The 19,942-nt window shown below is 73.1% G+C and carries 19 protein-coding genes; 4 read left to right on the top strand and 15 right to left on the bottom strand.

Annotated features, from left to right (window positions below):
- Positions 1-17: 17 nt before the first annotated feature.
- The 12 genes from ACERZO_RS20675 to ACERZO_RS20620 form a co-directional block, all read right to left on the bottom strand.
- Positions 18-947 (bottom strand): ABC transporter ATP-binding protein, encoded by a 930-nt coding sequence (locus tag ACERZO_RS20675; protein WP_372666344.1) that lies wholly within the window; start codon positions 945-947, stop codon positions 18-20.
- On the bottom strand, positions 944-2,827 hold the full coding sequence (locus tag ACERZO_RS20670) for a dipeptide/oligopeptide/nickel ABC transporter permease/ATP-binding protein (RefSeq protein WP_372666343.1): 1,884 nt from the start codon (positions 2,825-2,827) through the stop codon (positions 944-946). The genes ACERZO_RS20675 and ACERZO_RS20670 overlap by 4 nt, the downstream gene beginning before the upstream one ends.
- A 4-nt stretch (positions 2,828-2,831) precedes the next feature.
- Positions 2,832-3,812 carry an ABC transporter permease gene (locus ACERZO_RS20665; protein WP_372666342.1) on the bottom strand — a complete coding sequence of 327 codons (981 nt, stop codon included), beginning with the start codon at positions 3,810-3,812 and terminating at the stop codon, positions 2,832-2,834.
- Positions 3,809-5,398, bottom strand: a complete 1,590-nt coding sequence (locus tag ACERZO_RS20660; protein WP_372666341.1) for an ABC transporter substrate-binding protein — start codon at positions 5,396-5,398, stop codon at positions 3,809-3,811. Before ACERZO_RS20660 ends, ACERZO_RS20665 begins: the two co-directional genes overlap by 4 nt.
- Entirely contained in the window at positions 5,395-6,285 is an 891-nt protein-coding gene (locus ACERZO_RS20655) for a serine hydrolase (protein ID WP_372666340.1), read from the bottom strand. Before ACERZO_RS20655 ends, ACERZO_RS20660 begins: the two co-directional genes overlap by 4 nt.
- Positions 6,282-7,661, bottom strand: a complete 1,380-nt coding sequence (locus ACERZO_RS20650; RefSeq protein ID WP_372666339.1) for a serine hydrolase domain-containing protein — start codon at positions 7,659-7,661, stop codon at positions 6,282-6,284. The genes ACERZO_RS20655 and ACERZO_RS20650 overlap by 4 nt, the downstream gene beginning before the upstream one ends.
- Before the next feature lie 118 nt (positions 7,662-7,779).
- Positions 7,780-7,932, bottom strand: a complete 153-nt coding sequence (locus ACERZO_RS20645; protein ID WP_372666338.1) for a hypothetical protein — start codon at positions 7,930-7,932, stop codon at positions 7,780-7,782.
- Entirely contained in the window at positions 7,929-9,035 is a 1,107-nt protein-coding gene (gene menC, locus ACERZO_RS20640; RefSeq protein WP_372666336.1) for an o-succinylbenzoate synthase, read from the bottom strand. Before menC ends, ACERZO_RS20645 begins: the two co-directional genes overlap by 4 nt.
- Positions 9,032-9,916 (bottom strand): GNAT family N-acetyltransferase, encoded by an 885-nt coding sequence (locus tag ACERZO_RS20635; protein WP_372666335.1) that lies wholly within the window; start codon positions 9,914-9,916, stop codon positions 9,032-9,034. Before ACERZO_RS20635 ends, menC begins: the two co-directional genes overlap by 4 nt.
- Before the next feature lie 32 nt (positions 9,917-9,948).
- Positions 9,949-11,070: a M20 family metallopeptidase gene (locus tag ACERZO_RS20630; RefSeq protein WP_372666334.1), complete on the bottom strand. Its 1,122-nt coding sequence runs from the start codon at positions 11,068-11,070 to the stop codon at positions 9,949-9,951.
- Positions 11,067-12,539 carry an amidohydrolase family protein gene (locus ACERZO_RS20625; RefSeq protein WP_372666333.1) on the bottom strand — a complete coding sequence of 491 codons (1,473 nt, stop codon included), beginning with the start codon at positions 12,537-12,539 and terminating at the stop codon, positions 11,067-11,069. The genes ACERZO_RS20630 and ACERZO_RS20625 overlap by 4 nt, the downstream gene beginning before the upstream one ends.
- Before the next feature lie 67 nt (positions 12,540-12,606).
- Positions 12,607-13,257 carry a TetR/AcrR family transcriptional regulator gene (locus tag ACERZO_RS20620; protein WP_372666332.1) on the bottom strand — a complete coding sequence of 217 codons (651 nt, stop codon included), beginning with the start codon at positions 13,255-13,257 and terminating at the stop codon, positions 12,607-12,609.
- 125 nt (positions 13,258-13,382) lie between these two features.
- Between ACERZO_RS20620 and ACERZO_RS20615 the strand changes: the two genes are divergently transcribed.
- The 3 genes from ACERZO_RS20615 to ACERZO_RS20605 all read left to right on the top strand — a co-directional run bounded on the left by ACERZO_RS20615 (position 13,383) and on the right by ACERZO_RS20605 (position 15,418).
- A complete protein-coding gene (locus ACERZO_RS20615) occupies positions 13,383-13,805 on the top strand; it encodes a DUF6010 family protein (protein WP_372666331.1) in 423 nt (140 codons plus the stop codon).
- Positions 13,802-14,002 carry a hypothetical protein gene (locus ACERZO_RS20610; RefSeq protein ID WP_372666330.1) on the top strand — a complete coding sequence of 67 codons (201 nt, stop codon included), beginning with the start codon at positions 13,802-13,804 and terminating at the stop codon, positions 14,000-14,002. Before ACERZO_RS20615 ends, ACERZO_RS20610 begins: the two co-directional genes overlap by 4 nt.
- A 105-nt stretch (positions 14,003-14,107) precedes the next feature.
- Positions 14,108-15,418, top strand: coding sequence for a jacalin-like lectin (locus ACERZO_RS20605; RefSeq protein WP_372666428.1), 1,311 nt, complete (start codon positions 14,108-14,110; stop codon positions 15,416-15,418).
- Here ACERZO_RS20605 and ACERZO_RS20600 read toward each other — a convergent pair.
- Complete coding sequence (locus ACERZO_RS20600) at positions 15,403-16,590, bottom strand: MFS transporter (RefSeq protein ID WP_372666329.1); 1,188 nt, start codon at positions 16,588-16,590, stop codon at positions 15,403-15,405. The two genes, ACERZO_RS20605 and ACERZO_RS20600, sit on opposite strands and share 16 nt — an antisense overlap.
- 68 nt (positions 16,591-16,658) lie before the next feature.
- Here ACERZO_RS20600 and ACERZO_RS20595 point away from each other — a divergent pair, with 68 nt between their 5' ends.
- A complete protein-coding gene (locus ACERZO_RS20595; protein WP_372666328.1) occupies positions 16,659-17,630 on the top strand; it encodes an ArsR/SmtB family transcription factor in 972 nt (323 codons plus the stop codon).
- On the opposite strand, the gene ACERZO_RS20590 is transcribed toward ACERZO_RS20595, so the two are convergent.
- Positions 17,627-18,853 carry a hypothetical protein gene (locus ACERZO_RS20590; protein WP_372666327.1) on the bottom strand — a complete coding sequence of 409 codons (1,227 nt, stop codon included), beginning with the start codon at positions 18,851-18,853 and terminating at the stop codon, positions 17,627-17,629. The genes ACERZO_RS20595 and ACERZO_RS20590 overlap by 4 nt on opposite strands.
- Before the next feature lie 62 nt (positions 18,854-18,915).
- Complete coding sequence (locus ACERZO_RS20585; protein WP_372666326.1) at positions 18,916-19,899, bottom strand: zinc-binding dehydrogenase; 984 nt, start codon at positions 19,897-19,899, stop codon at positions 18,916-18,918.
- Positions 19,900-19,942 lie beyond the last annotated feature (43 nt).

The following is a 19,942-nucleotide window of genomic DNA, read 5'->3' as shown; positions in this document are numbered from 1 at the left end:
CCTTGTGGGAAACGGTTTCACGCGGCGAAGTGGCAGGCCGCGCGGTGCGGCCGGTGGGCGGCGTCGTCGGCCGGGTCGGCTTGGGTGCACAGCGTGCGGTCGGTGTGCACGAGCGGGCCGATCGGGCAGCGCGGGTGGTAGCGGCACCCGGCGGGCGGGTGGTGCGGGTCGGCGGGTTCGGTGTCGGCGAGCGGGTCGTCGGTGTCGGCCAGCAGGCTGCGGTGCGCCGACGGCGCCGAGGCGAGCAGGTCCCGCGTGTACGGGTGCTGCGGGTCGGTGAGCACCTGCTCGGCCGGCCCGGCCTCGACGATCCGCCCGAGGTACATGACGGCGACGACGTCGCTGACGTACCGCACCACGGCGAGGTTGTGCGAGATGAACAGCATCGACAGCGCCAGCCGCCGCTGGACGTCGCGGACCAGGTTGAGCACCGCGCCCTGCACCGAGACGTCGAGCGCCGAGGTGATCTCGTCGGCGATCAGCACCTCCGGCTGCCCGGCCAGCGCCCGGGCGAGCGCGACGCGCTGGCGTTGCCCGCCCGACAGCTGCCCGGGCAGCATCCCGGCGCGGTCCGGGTCGAGGTGCACCAGCTCCAGCAGCCGGGCCACCTCGGCGCGGCGGGCCGCGCGGGCGGTGCCGCGGGGCATGGCTTCGGTGATCGACTCGCCGATCGCCATCCGCGGGTCCAGCGACGAGTACGGGTCCTGGAACACCATCTGCAGCGGGCGCCGCCGGGGCAGCCGCCGCACGTCCACGCCGTCGAGCAGCACCCGGCCGGCGCTCACCGGCGCGAGCCCGACCGCGGCCTTGGCGAGCGTCGACTTGCCCGAGCCGGACTCGCCGACCAGGCCGACGACCTGTCCGGACGGGACGGTCAGGTTCACCCCGTCGACCGCGGTCAGCTTGCCGTACCGGACGCTCACCGCGTCGAACTCCAAGGCGCTCATGCCGCCCCTTCCTCGTGGGACTGTCCGGAAAGGACGCTCACCTGCGGGTGCCAGCAGGCGACCCGGTGACCTTCGGCGGCCGGTTCCAGCGCCGGGTCCTCGGTCCGGCACCGGTCCGAGGCCAGCGGGCACCGGGCGGCGTACGCGCAGCCGTCGGGCACCTGGTCCGGCTCCGGCGGGCGGCCGGGGATCACTTCCAGGGGCTCGTCGCGGTCGGTGTCGAGGTCGACCGTCGTGGCCAGCAGCGCCCGCGTGTACGGGTGCTGGGCCGGGCTGCCGGCCGGCAGGTCCTCGACCACGCGTCCGGCGTACATCACCAGCATCCGTTCGCACGTCTGGGAAACGACGGCGATGTCGTGGCTGATGAGCAGGATCGCCGCGCCCTCGGCTTCGCGGGTGCGGGCGAGCAGGCGCAGGACCTGCCGCTGCACGGTGACGTCGAGCGCGGTCGTCGGCTCGTCGGCGATGACGAGCTTCGGCTGCCCCATCAGGCCCATCCCGATCATCGCCCGCTGCCGCATGCCGCCGGAGAACTCGTGCGGGTACTGCCGGGCGCGCCGGGCCGCGGCCGGGACGCGCACCGCGGCCAGCCGGTCGACCGCGCGGGCGAACGCCGCCCGCCGCGACAGGCCGTGGTGCTGTTCGGACACCTCGGCGAGCTGCCGCCCGACCCGGCGGGCCGGGTTGAACGACGTCATCGGGTCCTGGAACACCATCGCGAGCGAGGTGCCGAGCTCCCGGTCCGGCGCCTTGTCCACGGGCTTGCCGTCGAACTCCAGCCGGTCCGCGGTGACCACGCCGGGTGCTTCGATCAGCCGCGACACCGCCAGCGCGGTCAGGCTCTTGCCGGAGCCGGACTCGCCGACCACGCCGATCGCCTCGCCCGGGCGGACGCTGAAGCTCACCCCGCGCACCGGCACGGTCCACCCGCCCGGGCCCGGGAACGCGACCCGGAGGTTCTCGACGACCAGCACCGCGTCGGCGGCGGGTTCGGCCGCGACCGCCGCGGTCACGGCCGGCAGCGGTCCGGCCGTGCGCCGCGACGCGCGGGTGCGGACCCCGACCACCCCGGCGACCGTCTCCCCGACGAGGTTGAACGCCAGCCCGGCGAGCACCACGGCCGCGGCGGGCGCGAGCGCGGCCACTGGGCTGACGTAGATGCCGTCCAGGCCTTCGCGCAGCAGCCGGCCCCAGTCGTAGTCCGGGGCCTGCACGCCGATCCCGAGGAACGACAGCCCGGCGAACGCGAGCAGCGACGAGCCGGCCCCGATCGTCGCGTTGACGACGAGGGGCTCGCCGATGTTGGGCAGCACGTGCCGGACCAGCAGGCGGGTCCGGCCGACGCCGGAAATCCGGGCCGCGGCGATGAAGTCGCGGCCGCTCACCGACGCCGACAGCGTCTGCACGAGCCGGGCGAACCCCGGCGCCATCGCGAACGCGATCGCGAGCACCGCGCCCTGCGTGCCGACGCCGAAGATCACCGCGAAGAACAGCGCCAGCAGCAGCCCGGGGAACGCGACCGCGATGTCGACGGCGGCGACGACCAGCCGGCCCGCCCACCTCGGCAGCACCGACGGCAGCGTTCCGAGCACGATCCCGATGCCGACGCCGATCGCGGTCGAGAGGAGGGCGAGCCCGATCGAGAGCCGCGTCGCGACCAGCGTGCGGAGAAGCAGGTCGCGGCCGAGGGAGTCGGTGCCGAACGGGTGCGCCCCGGACGGGCCCTGGCCGATGGCGTCGGTGTCGATCGCCGCGGCGCCGTCGCCCCACACGAGCGGGGCGATCACCGCCAGCAGGACCACCACGGCCAGCAGCACGGCCGAGCACGCGCCCACCGGGGTGCGCACGGCCGCCGCCCACGCCGATCCACGTCGTCGCATCTTCTCAGGCCTCCCGAATCGCCGAGCGGGGGTCGAGCAGTCCGAGCACGACGTCGACCAGCAGGTTGACCAGCAGCACGCCGACGCCGTAGACCAGCACGATCCCCTGCACCAGCGGGTAGTCCTTCGTGACGATCGACTGCACGATCGTCGAGCCGAGGCCGGGCCAGGCGAACACGTTCTCCACCAGGACCGTGCCCGCGACCATCGCGGTCAGCATCAGGCCGCCCAGGGTGAGCGTCGCGGTGAGGGCGTTCGGCAGCGCGTGGCGGACGTAGACCAGCCGCGCGGGCAGCCGCTTCGCCCGCGCGGTGCGGACGAAGTCGGCGCCCAGCACCGAAAGCAGCTCGACGCGGATGATCCGGGCCAGCACGGCCGCCGGCCCGATCGCCAGTGCCGCGACCGGCAGCACGTACGCACTCGCGTCGTCGGTGCCCGCCACCGGGAACCAGCCGAGCCCGACGGCGAGCAGCGCCACCAGCCCGACCCCGATCAGGAACTCGGGGATCGCGGCGACGAACACGCTCACCGACGTGAAACCCAGCTCCGCGCCCCGGCGGCGGCCGCCGCGCGTGAGCACCGCGAAGCAGACGCCGAGCGGGACCGCGACGGCCACCACGACCGCGAAGGCGAGCACCGCCAGCTGCAACGTCGAGGGCAGCCGGTCGCCGATCACCTGCGCCACCGGCTGCCCGCTCGCCATCGACGTCCCGAAATCGCCGGTGAACAGGCCGCGCACGTAGTGCCCGTACTGCACCCACAACGGGTCGTCCAGGCCGAGCTCGGCCCGCTTCGCAGCCACCAGGGCGGCGGGCGCGGTCATGCCGAGCGAGGCGCGCACCGGGTCACCGGGGACCAGGTGGATCATCAGGAACGCCGCGGTGAGCAACGCCCACAGCGAGACGGCGAACCGGGCCAGCCGCCGCGCGGCGAACGCCGGCCACGGGTTGCCCCGCAGGCCGGCGGGCGCCGCCGCCGTGGTCATTTCGCGAACATCCGGATCGAGGTCGGCGTCAGGCTGCCCTGGCTGAGGGAGAACTTGGCGCCACTGGCGTAGAACGGGACGACGGAGTCGAAGTACGGCACCGCGTCCACCCGCTTGATCAGCGCGGTCTCCGCCGCGTTCCAGTCCGCGCAGCTGGCGTCGCCGGGCTTCGCCGCCGCGGCCTGCGCCCCCTGCTCGTACCCGGGGTTGGCGATGTGGGCGAAGTTCGTGCCGTCGGGCGCGGCCGGGCCGGAGACGAACGGCACCAGCTGGCTCGGCAGCGAGAACCCGACCGGGCCGAGGGAGACCTCCCACTCGCCGGTGCCGAACAGGACCTGGCTGAGGCCGGGGCTGTCGACGGCCTTGAGCGTGACCTCGGCGCCGAGGGACTTCCACTGCTGCTGGACCAGTTCCGCGGTCGGCGCCATCGTCGGGCCGAGCTGCGTGCCGTAGAGGACGGTCAGGGAAAGCTTCTTGCCGTTCTTCGCGCGGACGCCGTCCGCACCCTTCGTCCAGCCCGCGGCGTCCAGCGCGGACGCCGCCGCGGCCGGGTCGTGGGCCGGCAGGTTCCCGGTGACCGTGTCGCCGGGGCACACCTCAGGCTCGTTCGTGATCATGCCCTTGGACGGCCGGCCGGCGTCGCTGGTCAGCACCTTGCCGAGCTGCGGCAGGTCGAGGGCCTGGGTGAGCGCGCGGCGGACGGCTTCGTCCTGGCCGGGCCGGCCGGCGGCCTGGTTGTAGAAGATCTCGCCCATCGGGGCCGTGAAGTCGGTGTGGAAGAGCTTGCGCGCCTCCAGCCGCTGCCGGTCCGGCCCGTTGATCTGGGCCGCGTTCAGCTCGCCGGACAGCAGCAGGTTCGTGGCGGTCGTCGTGTTCGGGATGACCCGCACGACGACCTTCTCCGGCAGGCCGGTTTCGGCCTTCCAGTCGCCCGGGCCCCACGTGTAGTCCTTGCGGCGGGTGAACGTGTAGTGGTCGTTGGGCACGGCCTCGCTGACGGTGAACATCCCGGTGCCGGCCTCGCCCTTGGCGAGCAGCTTCCGGTCGGCGAGCCCCTTCGCACAGGCGATCGGCACGCCGCCGACGTTGCGGGCCAGGAACGCGTCCGGCTTCCCGCTGGTGACGCTGATCGTGCCGGCCGCGTCCGCGGTCGCCTTGGTGCCCGGCGCGATGTACAGCCCGGCGATCGGCGACTTGTTCGCCGGGTCGCCGATGAAGTTGATGTTGGCCGCGACGTCGGCGGCGGTCAGCGGGCTGCCGTCCGCGCAGGTGAGGCCCGGGCGCAGCGTGAAGGACGCGGTCGTCGTCGACGCCTCCCACTTCGCGGCCAGCCCGGCGACCGGCTTGCCGCTGTCGTCGATGTTCAGCAGCGTGTCGTAGAGGAAGCGGTCGACCTGGATGGCCACCGACAGCACCGTCATGTGCGGGTCGAGGCTGCCGGGGTCGGAGCCGACGCCGAGGCCGAACGTCTTGCCGTCCACCGGGGTCCCGTCCCCGGTCGCGGCGCCGCCGCCCGATCCCCCGCAGGCGGTCGCGGTGAGCGCGAGCACCCCGAGCACGACCCCCGCCGTCCGTGTCCTGGTCATGGTGTTTCCTTCCGGAGGTGGTCCACGGCGAGGCGGGCGGCCTTGCCGATCGCGGCGTCGACGCCGGGCTGGCGCTCGGCGAGGGAGTCCGCGCGGGTGAAGACGGCGACGGCGAACCGGCGGCCGTCGGGGTAGGACAGGACGCCGGCCTCGTTGCGGACCGCCGGGAGCGTCCCGGTCTTGGCCGCGATCCGTACGTCGGAGCCGAAGCCGGAGGAAATCCGGTGCGGCCAGATCTGCTGGGCCATGATCGTGCGGACGCGCTCGCACGCGGCCGCCTCGCCGGCGCGGTCGGTCCAGATCGCTTCGAGCAGGGTGGTGATTTCCCGGGACGTCGACGCCGTCGTCCGCTCCGGGTCGAGCACCGCGAGCTTCCACGTCTGCTCGGGCGTCGCGCCGGCGAACACGGCGTCGAGGTCGGCGTCCTCGCCCGCACCCAAGTCGGCGAGCACGGAGGCGAAGAGGTCTTCACAGCAGCCGATCAGCCGGGTGCGGTGCAGCTCGAGGTCGGCGAGGACGCGGTCGACGGCTTCCTGGCCGACGCGGTGGTAGATGACGTCGGTGGCCGCGTTGTCGCTCATGGTCAGCATGAACAGCGCGAGGTCGCGCCAGCTCATTTCCACGTCGTCGGCGCAGCCGGCGGTGCCGATCCCGCCGATGCGGTAGCGCTTCCCGACGCGGGTGCGTTCGGTTTCGTCGAGCCGGCCGGCCACGACTTCCCGCGCGTAGGCGACGGCGACCGGGATCTTGAACACCGACGCCAGCACCACCGGCTCGTCCGCGCGGACGGCCACCTCGCCGGCGCCCCCGATCTCCCGCGCGTGCAGGAAACCCCGCGCGCCGGCCGCCAGGAAGGCGTCCGCGATCCGCCGTTCGACCTTGCTCACGCGCTCACCCGCCGGTCGGCGCGGCCGGTGTGCAGGTACAGCGCGCGGCCGGTGCCGTCGTCGCCGACGAACGCGTGCGGCAGGTACATGCCCTGCATCGGCTCGGCCAGGATGAGCGTGTCGCCGTTCATCGCGACCAGCTCGGTCTTCTCCGGCTTGGCCAGCTCGGCGAAGATCCCCTTCGGGACGCGCTCGACCCAGACGCGGCCGTCGTCGTCCTGGCTGACCGTGATGTCCGCGACGGACGACGAGTACTCGCCGACGTACCGGGTGGCGTCGATCCGCGGCGCGGCCGGGTCGGGCACCGGCGGCGCGGTGAGCTCGATGCCGGTCAGCTCCTTCAGCAGGTGGCCGACGACTTCGTGGTAGACGGCGATCGGGTTGCCGCCGTTGGTCAGCACTGCGACGGCGACGCCGTGCTCGGGCGCGAGGCGCAGGAAGGCCGACTGGCCGATCGTGCCGCCGTCGTGGCCGACGACCGCGCCGCCCTCGGACAGCGACCAGCCGAGACCCCACGCGTCGCCCATCAGGCCGAGGTCGGGCAGCTCCACGACGCGTTCCCGCATGGCGCGGGCGCTTTCCGCGCTGAGCACCCGGGTGTCCTCCGGGCCTTCGCCGTCGCGCAGGTGCATGCCCGCGAACGTCACGAGGTCACGCGCGCGCATGGCGAGCATCGAGCCGGCCGGGGCGTTGGACGCCGCCAGCGCCCAGACACCGGCGGGCTGCGGGTCGGCACCGGGCTCGGGCGTGAGGTGGCCGAGCGCGGCCCGGAAGCGGATCGCCTCGTACGGGCTGGCCGCGGCGTGCGTCAGTCCCAAGGGGACGAACAGGTGGTCGGCCAGGCAGTCGTTGTAGGACTTGCCGCGCAGCACCTCCACGACCCGGCCGAGCACGCAGAAGGCGGCGTTGTTGTAGGAGAACATCTCGCCGGGCGCGAACAGCTGCGGGACGTCGCCGAGGGTGGCGACGTACTTCTCGACGCAGTCGTCGCCGCGGCCGGTGTCGGTGAAGATGTCGCCCTCGAAGCCCGAGGTGTGGCACATCAGCTGCCGGACGGTGATCGACGCGGCCGCGTCCTCGTCGAGGATCTTGAACTCCGGCAGGTACTTCCGGACCGGCTGGTCGAGGTCGAGCAGGCCCTCGTCGGCGAGCTGCAGGGCCAGCGTGGTCGTCCAGATCTTCGTGATCGACCCGATCTGGAACAGCGAGTCGGCGTCGGCCTCGACGCCGGTGCCCTTGTTGAGCACCCCGGCCGCGTGGTCGATGATCTCGCCGCCGGCGTACACGGCCACGGCCGCGCCGGGCACGTCGTGCTCGGCCAGGACGGCCGGGAGCCGGCTTTCGAGCCAGGCGGCGAGTTCGGTGAGTTTCGACATGGTTGCCTCTCGTCCGACGGTGGGGAACCGGCGTTGCGGGGATGCTAGGGCGGGGACCGGGGCGGCCGATTCGTCGAATTCGACGAGACCCGGCGGAACTTTCATCGCGGGGGACGAATCACCGCGGGTCGCGCGGCCGGAACCGCCGGGACGGCGCGGCGCGCACCGCCGCGAACGCCACCGCGGCCCGGACCCGCACCTTCGACGTGGCGACCGCCGCCTTGAGCGCGTACTCCCGGACCCGCGCGGCCACCGCGTCCACCGTGGTCATGAGGCGAGCCAGGACTTCGCGGTGGTGACCTCGGCCAGCCGCTCCGGGATCGGCGTGACCCCGAGGCCGGGACCGGACGGCACCGGCAGCCGGCCGCCTTCGAGGACGAACGGTTCGGTGATGTCGCTGGTGTAGAACCGGTCCGACGCCGAGGTGTCGCCGGGCAGGGTGAAGCCGGGCAGTGACGCCAAGGCGACGTTGGCCGCGCGGCCGAGGCCGGTCTCGATCATCCCGCCGCACCACACCGGGACGCCGTGCGCGGCGCAGACGTCGTGCACCCGCCGCGCCTCCAGGTACCCGCCGACGCGGCTCGGCTTGATGTTGACGATCCGGCAGGCGCCCAGCTTGATCGCGTCGGCGGCCGAGCGCGCGGACACGACGGACTCGTCCAGGCAGATCGGCGTCCGGATGTGCTTGGCGAGCTCGGCGTGGCCGAGCACGTCCTCCTCTTCGAGGGGCTGCTCGATCAGCAGCAGCTCGAAGGGGTCGAGCCGCTGCAGCTGCGGCACGTCCGAGAGCGTGTACGCGGTGTTCGCGTCGACCTGCAGCAGCACGTCGTCGCCGAAGCGCTCGCGGACCGCGCGCACCGGCTCGACGTCCCAGCCCGGCTCGATCTTCAGCTTGATCCGCACGTACCCGGCGTCCAGGTAGCCGCCGACGACGTCCAGCAGGTGCGGGATCGTCTCCATGATGCCGACCGACACCCCGCACGGCACCGAGTCCTTTGTGGACCCCAGCGCCGTCGCGAAGGAGACGCCGTGGGCGCGCAGCTCGGCGTCGAGCACCGCCATCTCCAGCGCGGCCTTGGCCATCCGGTGGCCCTTGAACTTGGCCAGCAGCGGCGCGACCTTGTTCGCGGTGAGGTCGCCGGCGGCGAGCAGCGCGGGCACGAGGAAGGTCCGCAGGACGTGCTCGACGCCGTCGACGTACTCCGACGAGTAGAGCGGGTCGACCATCGCCCCGCACTCGCCCCAGCCCTCGCCTTCGGACGTCACCGCGCGCAGGAGCAGGAGTTCGCGTTCGGCCTGCGTGCCGAACGACGTCCGGAACGGTGCCACGAGGGGCATCCGGACGCGCAGCAGTTCCACCCCGGTGAGTTTCACGACGACTGCTCCTTCGCGACGACGTACCAGCCGGCCCGATCGAATCCGAGAACCGAGGCGCCGTCGGCGAGCAGGCCGCCGAGCACCTCCCGCAGCGCCACCCGCCACGCCCGGCCCCGGCCGGGGTCGGTGCGCCGGAGCGCCTCGATGTCCGCCGGCACGGCGACGAGCACGAGCGGCGCGTCGGCCGGTCCGGTGACCGGGCCGCCGCCGGAGTCCGCCGCCAGCGCGACCGCGGCACCCTGGCTTCGCAACGCCGCCGCGTCGAAGGGCGCGGGTGCGCCGTCGGCGGCCGACCGCACGGCGGTGCTCGCCAGGTGCCACACCGCCATGATGCGGTCGGTGTCGCCGGCGCCGTTGATGCCGTCGTTCATCGGGCCGTAGAAGTCGGGCAGGTACTGCTCCGGGAGGGCGGCGAGCTTCGTCAGGTTGAAGTGGGCGTTGCGGCGCACCAGCGGGTCGAACGTCCACGAGATCACCGGGACGTCCTGGCGCAGCGCCCACGCGCGCTGGTGCAGCTTGAGCGCGAAGCCGATGCCGCGGCCGTGCCCGGCGGTGGCGACGCCGGCGATGTGGCTGTGCAGTCCCCCCTTCGCCGGCCCGCCGAAGAACCCGAAGCAGGCGCCGAGCAGTTCGGGCCCGTCGAAGGCGCCGGCGACGTAGTTGCCCGCCGAGACCATGGCCCGCAGCAGTTCCGGCGTCACGGGCTGGTTTCCCGGCGCGGGACGCCAGATCGACTCGAAGAGCCGGGTCACGGCGGTCAGGTCGGCGACCTCGGCCAGGGTCCGGACTTCGACCCCCGAGGCCGTGGCGGCGGCGGTCGCCGCGGCGGCCGCCTCGGCCCGCAGCGGCGGGGCTGTGTTCGTCACGACTTCTGTCACGTCTCCGATCCTGGCCGGAGACTCCCCGCGGGTCACCGTTGTCCCGCACCGGTTTCGCCCCGCGCGTTCGTCGGCGCGGACGAACTCCGTTGCGCCAGCACGGTTTCGGCGAGCGCGGCGAGCAGCGCGGTGCGGCGGGGCAGTTCGGCGACGACGACGTGTTCGTCGTCGGCGTGGGCCCCGCCGCCGACCGCGCCGAGGCCGTCGAGGGTCGGAATGCCCAGTCCCGCGGTGAAATTGCCGTCGGACGCGCCGCCGACCGCGGCCTCGGTGAGCGTCCCGGCCGCGAGTTCGTTCGCGAGCAGGAACAACTCCGAAGACGCCCCTGCGTCCAGTGGCGCGCGGTTGATGCCCCCGGCGATCCGGATCCGGGCTTCTTCATGCACCGGCGCAAGGCTTCTGATGGCGCGGTCGACGCGCTCCTGTTCGGCCGCGTCCCACACCCGCACGTCGACGGCGACGCTCGCCTTGGCCGGCACGGTGTTCGTCGTCGTCCCGGCCGTCAGCGCGGTCGGCACGACGGTGGTGCCCAGGTCCGGGTCGGCGAGCGCGGCGATCGCGAGGATCTGGTGGGCGACCTCGATGCCCGCGTTGACGCCCTTCTCCGGCTCGAGCCCGGCGTGCGCGGCGCGGCCTTCGACCTCGACGCGGTACAGGGAAACGCCTTTGCGGCGGGTCTTCAGCGCGCCGCCGTCGGCCGAGGCTTCGAGCACGAAGACCGCGTCGCAGCTCTTGGCTTCCTCTTCGATCAGGCTGCGGGACCGCGGCGAGCCGATTTCTTCGTCGCCGGTGACGAGGATCGAGAGGCCGTCGCGGTCGGGCAGCGCCGCGGCGGCGTGCAGGGCCATCACGACCCCGGCCTTCATGTCGAAGCAGCCGGGTCCGCGCAGGATCCCGTCGCGGACTTCGAACGGGTGCGTGCGCAGGGATCCCAGCGGCCACACCGTGTCGTGGTGGCCGAGCAGCAGGACGCGCGGGTCGCCGTCGCCGAACCGCCAGCGCAGGTGCGTGCAGCCGTCGGTGACGATCCGTTCGGGCTCGGCGCCGAGCAGGCGGCGGCCGATCCCGGCGACGGCTTCCGCGCTGCGCGCGACGGCTTCGTGGTCGTGCGACGGCGACTCGCAGCGGACGAGCGTCTCGATGTCGTCGATCACCGCGGCTCACCCCGCAGCGGCTTGCCGGGCAACGCGTCGGTGTTCAGGGTTCCGTCGCTGACCACGGGAACCCCGGCGACGTAGAGGTGCCGGACGCCGGCCGACGGTCGCGTCGGGTCGGTGTAGGTCGCGGTGTCGGTGATCGCGGCGGGGTCGAGGACGACGAGGTCGGCGTCGGCGCCGGCACCGAGGTGGCCCTTGCCGCGCGCGGCGGGCGCGACGTCGTCGAGGAGCCGCGAGGGCAGGTAGGAGCAGCGGCGGAACGCTTCGAGCCAGCTCCACGTGCCGGTTTCGCGGACCATCAGGCGCAGGGTCTTCGCGAAGGTGCCCGCGGTCCGCGGGTGCGTCGTGCCGCCCGGGGGCAGCGGCCACTCGGTGCTCTCGGTGCGGCCGTCCTTCCAGTACACGGGCATCGCGTCGCTGGCGACGACGGCGTCGGGGAAGGCGAGCGCCTGGTGCAGCAGCCCGCGATCGCGGGGGTCGGCCTCGTCGAGGAACTCGAGCAGGCAGGGCGCGCCCGGGTCTTCTTTGCGCAGCTGCCGCAGACGGGCTTCGTCGCGGACCCGCTCCCCCGTCTCCAGGATGACGACGCTCGACGGCTTCAACCCCTTGAGCCGCAGGCGGTCCGGCTCGATGAAGGCGGCGCCGACGGCGGTGCTGCCCGCGCCGTAGGGGTAGGCCTCGACGGTGACGCGCGAGCCTTCGCTGCGGGCGGTTTCGAGCGTGGCGAGCACGCGGTCGATGTGGTGGCCGGAGGTGCTGTTGACGTGGCAGTGGTGCATCGCGGCCCCGGTCTCCCCCGCGGCGGCGACGATCTCCACGGAGCCGTCGACCGGGATGGCGGGGTCGACCTCGACCAGCTCGCGGACGTGGGTATAGGTCGGCACGCCGGCCTTCGCGGCGAGGCGCGCGACGGCCACGAATTCGGCGGGATCGGTGGCGGGCGCGTAGCCCATGAGGATGCCGATGCCGAGAGCTCCCTGCGCCAGTTCGCCTTCGAGCAGGGCGAGCCACGCGGCGAGTTCCCTCTTCGACGAACTCCGTTGCCACTGCGGGTTCCCGAGGATCGCGAGGCCGCTGTCGATGCTCGCGTCGGGCGCGATGTTCGCGAGGACCTGCGCCCGGGCGGCGCCCCAGGAGGCGGAGAAGCCGTAGTGCAGCGGACGTCCGGCTTTCGCGGCTTCGGCGTAGGCGCGCTCGATCGGCATCAGGCCGGCTTCGAGGTCGAGGGCGGTGGTGACGCCGTCCATGGCCTGCAGCCGCTGCCCGGCGACGGAGTGCACGTGGCTGTGCAGGTCGACGAACCCGGGCCCGACGACGAGCCCTCGGACGTCCACCTCGGTGGCCTCGGGCGCCTCGATGTCCGGCCCGACGGCCTCTACCCGGCCGTCGTCGAGGAGGACGTCGGCGATGCCGTCGAAGCCGTTGCCGGGGTCCACGACCCGCCCGCCCCGCAAGAGTGTCCGCATCGGGCTGACGTTAGGAGGATTTCCGGCGGGGCCGTTCGTCCGTGGCGACGAATCGGGGCGGCGTGGTTCAGCCGTGCGGACGAACCGGGGTCACCGGGGCCAGCAACATGCCGGTGATCGCGTCGATCAGCCCCGTCCCCGCGTCGTCCCACGTCGCGCGGGGGGTCGGTGTGCCCTCCGCCAGCGCTCGCTCGCGCTCGGCCACCATGTGGATCATCAGCTGGCGGGCCATGTCGCTGCGCTCCGCCCGCACGTCCGCGGGCAAGCCGTCGAGGCAGCGGTTCAGGCCCTCGACCGCGCGGGCCAGGGCCGGGGAGGACAGCGACTCCTCGGCGATGATCTCGCGCAACGCCGGGTCGGTCATCACCTGGGCGCTGAACCGGGCGAACCACGTCGGGGCGCCCAGCTCGCGCAGGTACGTCGTGCTCGGGAGGACCAGGCAGGCCACCCACGCCCGCAGGTCGCCGTCGCCGTCGATCGCCTCGACGAGCTCGGCGCGCAGCCGCTCCATGCGCTCGGCGTGCCGGCGGACGATCGCGCGCACCAGGTCGACCTTCGTGCCGAAGTGGTAGTTGACCGCGGCGTTGTTGCCCTGCCCGGCGGCCTCGCTGATGTGCCGGTTGGACACCACCTGCACCCCGTGCTCGGCGAACAGCCGCTCCGCCGTCACGAGGATGCTTTCCCGCGTCGCGCTCGCGCGGGCGGCCTTCACGTTCATTTCGAAACCACCTGATCATCCACTGGCCCCCCACCTTACGGAGCCGCCGCGCTGGCGAGAAATCGGCGGACCGTGGCAGAACAGCCACTGGCCGCCGGGGTGCCGCGTTCCTAGCGTGGTCGATCATGATCGCAGTGCTCGCGCCGATCCTGATCGGCCTCCTCTACGTCGTGCTCAACTCCCTCATCGCCGAGCCGCACCGGCGGAAGTTCAACGCCGTCATGGTCGGCGGCGCGGGTGCGGCCTACCTCTCCGGCGGCGCGCTCGGGCCGTGGGAGCTGCTCTTCTGCGCGGTCATGACGTACGTCGCCTTCCGCGGCCTCGACTCCTGGACGTTCATCGGCATCGGCTGGCTCCTGCACACCGGCTGGGACGTCGTCCACCACCTCAAGGGCCAGCCGATCCTGCCGTTCGCGCACGACTCGTCGTTCGGCTGCGCCTTCTGCGACCCGGTGATCGCGATCTGGTGCTTCACCGGCGGCCGGTCGGTGTGGTCCCGGCTCCGGCGGGTTGGCGCGCCGGAGCCGCGGGTATCCGGGGGAGCATGAGCACCGACGTCGAACGCGCCGCGCACGCCTTCTGCCCGCGGTGCCACCCCGACCCGCAACCGGGTGACGTGCTCACCGCGCTGTGCGGCGCCCGGCACCCGTACTACGGGCGCCGCGACCGGCCGGTGAACACCTGCCCGGCGTGCGTCCGGCTGGCGTCGGCGTCGGTCTACGCGTGCGGGCACCCCGGGGGCTGAGCGGCGGTTGTGTGAGCGCGAACAACCGGCTAACGTGAGAAATCTTCACGAAACTGCCGGTTGTTCCCGCTCCCCCGCCACGGAAGGAACACCGCCTTGCGCAGAGTGTTCACCGCCTTCGCGACAGCCCTGCTGGCCGCCTCCGGGCTCGCCGCCACCACCTTCCCCGCCGCCGCCGGCGGCACTTTCAGCGTGCTGACCTACAACGTCGCCGGGCTGCCCGAAGGCATCTCCAGCGCGCCCACCCCGCGCGCGCCGAGCACGACCGCGATCGGGCAGCGCCTCGGCCCGTACGACGTGGTGCACGTCCAGGAGGACTTCAACTACCACGCCGACCTCTACGCGGCCGACGCCCACCCGTACCGGACGCCGACCAGTGGTGGCGCCGGGTTCGGGAGCGGCCTGAACAGCCTGTCGTCCGTGCCGTTCGACGAGCTGGAGCGCGTCCGCTGGGAGTCGTGCCAGTTCGACTCCGGCGACTGCCTGACGCCGAAGGGCTTCACGTTCACCCGGCTGCGGCTCGCCGAGGGCGTCTACGTCGACGCGTACAACATCCACCCGAACGCGGGCACCAGCGACGGCGATCTCGCGTCACGCGCGGCGAACCTGCGCCAGCTGACGGCGTACATCGCCACGCATTCGGCGGGCAACGCGGTCGTCGTCATGGGCGACACCAACACGCGCTACACACGGGCCGCCGACACGATTCGGGCGTTCGCCGCGGACAACGGCCTGACGGACGCGTGGGTCCGGCTCGAACGCGGCGGCGTCCCGCCCGCGGCGGGCAGCGATCCCCTGGTGTGCGACGAAACCGCGGTCACCAACGCCTGCGAGATCGTCGACAAGGTGCTCTACCACGGCAACAAGCAGATCTCCCTCGACGCGACGTACTACAACAACGAGCACAACGCGTTCCTCGACGCGTCGGGAGCGATGCTGTCGGACCACGATCCGGTGACCGTGCGGTTCGGCTGGTCGGCCGATCCCGCGTACCGGCTGAGCGACCGCTTCGGCGGCCCGCACGGCACGCCGTTCACCGACCTGGACCGCGTGCCGCCGGCCGCCCGCGCCACGGCGCTGACCTTGAGCGCCGGCAGCCGGGTCGACCGGATCGGCTTGACGCTCGCCGACGGCAGCTCCCTCGGCCACGGCGGAAGCGGCGGTACGGCACGGAGTTACCAGCTGGCCGACGGCGAGTACGCGGTGTCCGCCGAGTTGTGCCGCGGGACCTACAACGGGCACACGCGGATCTTTTCCGCCCGCTTCACGACGAACCGGGGCGGCACGCTGGCGGGCGGCACGAAGACGGCGGACTGCACCACGGCGACCGCTCCCGACGGGTGGCAGATCGCGGGCTTCCACGGCCGGGCGGGTGACGAGGTCGACCAGCTGGGCCTGATCTACACGCGCCGCTGATCAGTCCACAACGGACTGATCAGCACGGGAAGGACCGCCAGCAGGGCGATCCCGCGCACCGCGGCCGCCACGAGGTACGGCGCCCGCAGCCCCAGCTGGTGGGCCACCAGCCCGCCGGCCAGCGTGCCCACCGGGATCAGGCCCCAGCCGAGCAGGCGGTACGCGCTCGTGACGCGGCCCAGCAGCGCGGCCGGTACGAGCTGCTGGCGGAGGCCGACGGTGACGATGTTCCACAGGGTCGTCACGAAGCCGGTCACGGCGAGGAACCCGCCGAGCACCACGGGATCGCGGCTCAGGCCGACGCCCGCGAACGCGCCGACGTTGGCCGCGAGCGCGGTGAGGAGCGCCGCCCTCGCCCCGATCCGGGCCACCACGCGCGCGTTGACCAGGCCGCCGAGGACGCTGCCGAGCGCCGCCCCGGCGAGCAGCAGGCCGTAGCCGCCCGCGTCGAGGTGCACGACCTCGGTGGCGAGCAGCACCAGCGTCGCGAAGGCGAGCTGCCCGCAGAAGGTGTTGACGCCCACCAGGATCGCCAGCGTGCGCAGCAGCCGGTGCCGCCAGAGCCACGACAAACCCTCGCGGACAGCGGACCGCGTCCGGACGACGTGGGTTCGCCGGGGCAGCGTCGCCACCAGCACCGCGGACAGCGCGAACGAAACGGCGTCGAGCGCGAACGGCAGCGCCGCCGTGACGCCGAACAGCAGGCTGCCCAGCGGTGGGCCGGCGAACTGCTCGCTGACGGTCGTGACCGCCTGCTGACGGCCGTTGGCGCGCGGCAGCAGGGGCTGCGCGACCAGGTCCGGCAGGATCGCCTGGGCCGCCATGGTGAAGACGACCTCCCCCGCGCCGAGCCCGAACGCCGTGACGACGAGGACCGGGACCCCGGCCGCGCCGCCCGCGGCCAGGACCGCGGTCACGGCGACCAGCACGGCCTGCACCGCCTGCGCGCGCCACATCAGGGCGGCCCGGTCGTGGCGATCGGCCAGCGCCCCGGCGGGCAGGGACAGCAGCAGCCACGGCAGGTAGGCCGCGGCCGAGACGAGCGACACGAGCCTCGGGTCGTGGGTCACCGTGACGGTCAGGAGCGGCACCGCCGCCGTGAACGCGCCGGTGCCGAGGTGGTCGACGCCGGTGGCCCACCAGAGCCGTCGGTACGCCTGCGGCAAGGTCATGGCCGGAAATCCTGCGGGCCGCACCGGCACCGGGACACCTTTTAGCGCCGTGCTACATACTCGGGATCATGGTCCTGACGATCGAACTCGACGTCGCGGAACTGGCGGCTACCCGCGTCGCGATCTCCCCGCTGTCGGAGACGGTCGCGTGCCTGCGACAGCTGGGCGGCCGCGAACGGCAGGCGAGCGCGCTGCCGTGGCTGCGCTGGGCGGCCGACGAACTCGCCCGCGTACCACTGGACCTGCCGTGGACGTGGCCGCTGATCGTCAGCGACCGGCCCAGCTGGCCGGAGTTCCTGGTACCCGCGCCCCGCGGTTCCGGTCCGTCCATAGAGGACGATCTGGCCGCGCTCCGGCGGACCACCGCGCGGCAGGTCCGGCGCAGTCTCGGCCGGGTCTTCGGCGCGGAACTGCGCGGGACGACCGCCGAACTCGCCGAGCGGCCGGCGGCAGGACTGAAGGCGATCGCCGGCGAGCTGCGGGAAGCGCACGACCGCCTGATCGCCCCGCACTGGCCCCGGATCCGGGCCGTCCTGGACGCCGACGTCGCCCACCGCGCCCGGGCGCTCGCCACCGGCGGCGCCGCGCAGCTGTTCGACGGCCTGCACCCGGAACTGGAGTGGCGCGGCGGCCGGCTGCTGCTGACCGGCGACCGCGGCCCGGTGCACCTCGGCCCCGGCGGGCTCGTCCTCATCCCCGTCGTGCTCGGCTGCCCCCACGTCCTGGTCAAGCGGAGCACGTCCACGCAGACGACGGTCCGCTACCCGGCCCGCGGCCGCGGCGCCCTGTGGACGGCGGGAACGCACCCCCTGCCGAGCGGCACCGTGCGGCTGCTCGGCCGGGCCCGCGCCGGGCTCCTCGAAGCCCTCCGCTCCCCCGCCACCACGACCGAGCTGGCCCGCGCGCTCGGCGTGACGCCCAGCGCGGTGTCGCAGCACCTGACCGTGCTGCGCGAAAACGGCCTGGTGGACCGGCAACGTTCCGGGCGCCAAGTCCTCTACCTGAGCACGGCGCTCGGAACGTCCCTGCTCGGCGGCTAGCCCAGCGAAGTCAGCGGCACCGCGAACACCGACCGGCCGCAGACCTGGTTCTTCGCCGTGCAGTCCGCGGTCGACCACTCCGACTGCGACCACACCAGCCCCGTCGACCAGTCGTACGTCAGCGCCTCCGGGTGGACTGCCCAGCAGGCCGTCGTGGAGCCGCAGGTCGCGGACGTGCTCGCGGCCGTCGTCTGGGCCCAGAGCTGGCCGTTGATCGTGGCGGAACTGTGGGCCACGTACCACTTGCCGTCGTGGGACAGCACGCCCTGCATGTTGCCGACGTAGCTGCGGAACGCCTCGGACGCGGTGCCGGTCAGCAGGTAGTCCGTGCCCATCGGGAAGCGGTAGAGGCGGCCGTGCAGGCTCTGGTCGGAGAAGTACTCCGTCGTCACGATCGACGCCGGGGTCGTGCTGCGGTCCAGCGACATCGACGAGAAGCACGGCACCCCGGTGTCGGAGTCCATGCTGCACGTGCCGCCAGCGTAGGTGTAGTAGCCGACCTGCATCATCGCGTACTTGTACGTGTACGCCGCATACCCGCCCGAGGTCTTGCCGATCGCGTTGGACGTCGTGTCGGTCAGCTGCAGGATGTGCTTGGTGCTGAACACCCGGATCGCGGTGGCGGTGTTGCCCTCCGCGGTGACGTAGATCTTGTCGCCGTACCAGGCCATCCCGCCCATGTGCGCCTGCGCGGCGGTGAAGCTGCTGCCGGTGCTGTTCGGCACGGCCAGGTACATCATCCGGTGCGCGGCCGAGGCGGGATCGTTGTAGTTGACGGCCTGGATCCGCGCGTCGTTGTAGCGGCCGAGCGCGTCGGTGCCGTGCCAGCCGGACAGGATGATCTTGTCCGCGCCCCACATGCCGTCGTCGTCGGCGTCGCCGGAGGTCGTGATGCCCTGCGGGACCCAGGTGGTGCTGGCCGCGCGTTCGGAGTCCCAGCACAGCGACTTCGTGGCCACCGGTGCCTTGGGCAGCGCGGCCTTTTCGGCGGTGGTGCAGCCGGTCATCGCGTAGCTGGGGTCGTTGACGACGGTGTTGAGGCTGACGTTCGGCAGCGCGTTGTCCAGCGCCGTCAGCGCGGCGGCCGGCGTGGCGTGCCAGACCAGGTTCTGCTTGGTCGTGGTGGTGAGCGGGTCGCTGTAGGCGGCGCTCGCCGTCCCGGGCAGCGCCAGTGCGCCGGCCGCCACGGCCAGCGCGAGGAGGAGGGCTTTTCGGATTCGCATGGACTGCATTGCGCCAGAGGCGGATCCAAATTTCGTACAACGCTCGTACTAGCGGGTGGTGGTCAGGGAACCAGTACCACTTTGCCTTCGACCTCGCGGTTCTCCAGGCGGCGGTGGGCTTCTGCGGCCTGCTCCAGTGGCAGGGTGACGACCTCGGGCTCGATGGTGCCTGCCGCCAGTTGCCCGACCAGTGCCGCGATGTCGGCGCGGAACCCGGCCGGATCCTTGTCGACCGCGCGGGCCACGGTGTGCACGACCACCCGGGGACCCGGCGTGAGCTTTGCCCGCAGGAGGGCGCCGACGGTGCGCGCCATGGCGCCGGCCTTGGAGTAGCCGGCTCCGGTGGCGAAGCTGAACCCGTACGACACGACCACCCCCGACGGTTTCGTGACGCGCCGGGAGCGCGCCAGCGAAGGGCCGCCCACCGGGTCGAACGCGGCCGCGACCGGCACGGGCACCGCAGCCTGGTCCGCGACCCAGGTGGCGCCGCCGGCCTCGACCCGGCCACGCCTGCCCGGGCCGGCGGTGCCGTAGACCTCGACCCCTGCCGACCGGGCGATCTGGGACAACGCCGACCCCACTCCGCCGGCGGCCCCGAGCACCAGCACGGCCTCGCCGGGCGCCGGCCTGGCCACCCGGTGGAACATCTGCCAGGCCGTGAGGTAGTTGAGCATCAGCGCGTCGAGGTGTTCGGCGGGCGGTCCCTCGGGCAGCGGGGCGGTCCGCAGTGCCGGTGCCAGCACATGCGTCGCGTACCCGCCGGCGCCGATCAGGGCGCCGACGCGCTGGCCGACGGTGAATTCCGGGACGCCGGCGCCGATCCGTGCGACGTGCCCGACGACGTCGAACCCGGGGACCTCCGGGAGGGTGCCGGGGGTGAGGCCCCGGCGGGTCGAGATGTCGTGGAACGCCACTCCCGCGGCCTCCGTGGTGATCAGGATCTGTCCCGGGCCTGGCTCCGGCACCGGCACGGCCTCCACCCGGAGCACCTCGGGACCTCCCGTGGAGGTCAGTCGTACCCGTCTCGCGCCTGCCGCAGTGGTCATGCTGTCAAGGTACATGAGAATCTCAAGGAACTACTCAACTAGT

The organism is Amycolatopsis kentuckyensis, assembly GCF_041679295.1.
Taxonomy (GTDB): Bacteria; Actinomycetota; Actinomycetes; order Mycobacteriales; family Pseudonocardiaceae; genus Amycolatopsis; species Amycolatopsis kentuckyensis_A.
This window is presented reverse-complemented; position numbering and strand designations above follow the sequence as displayed.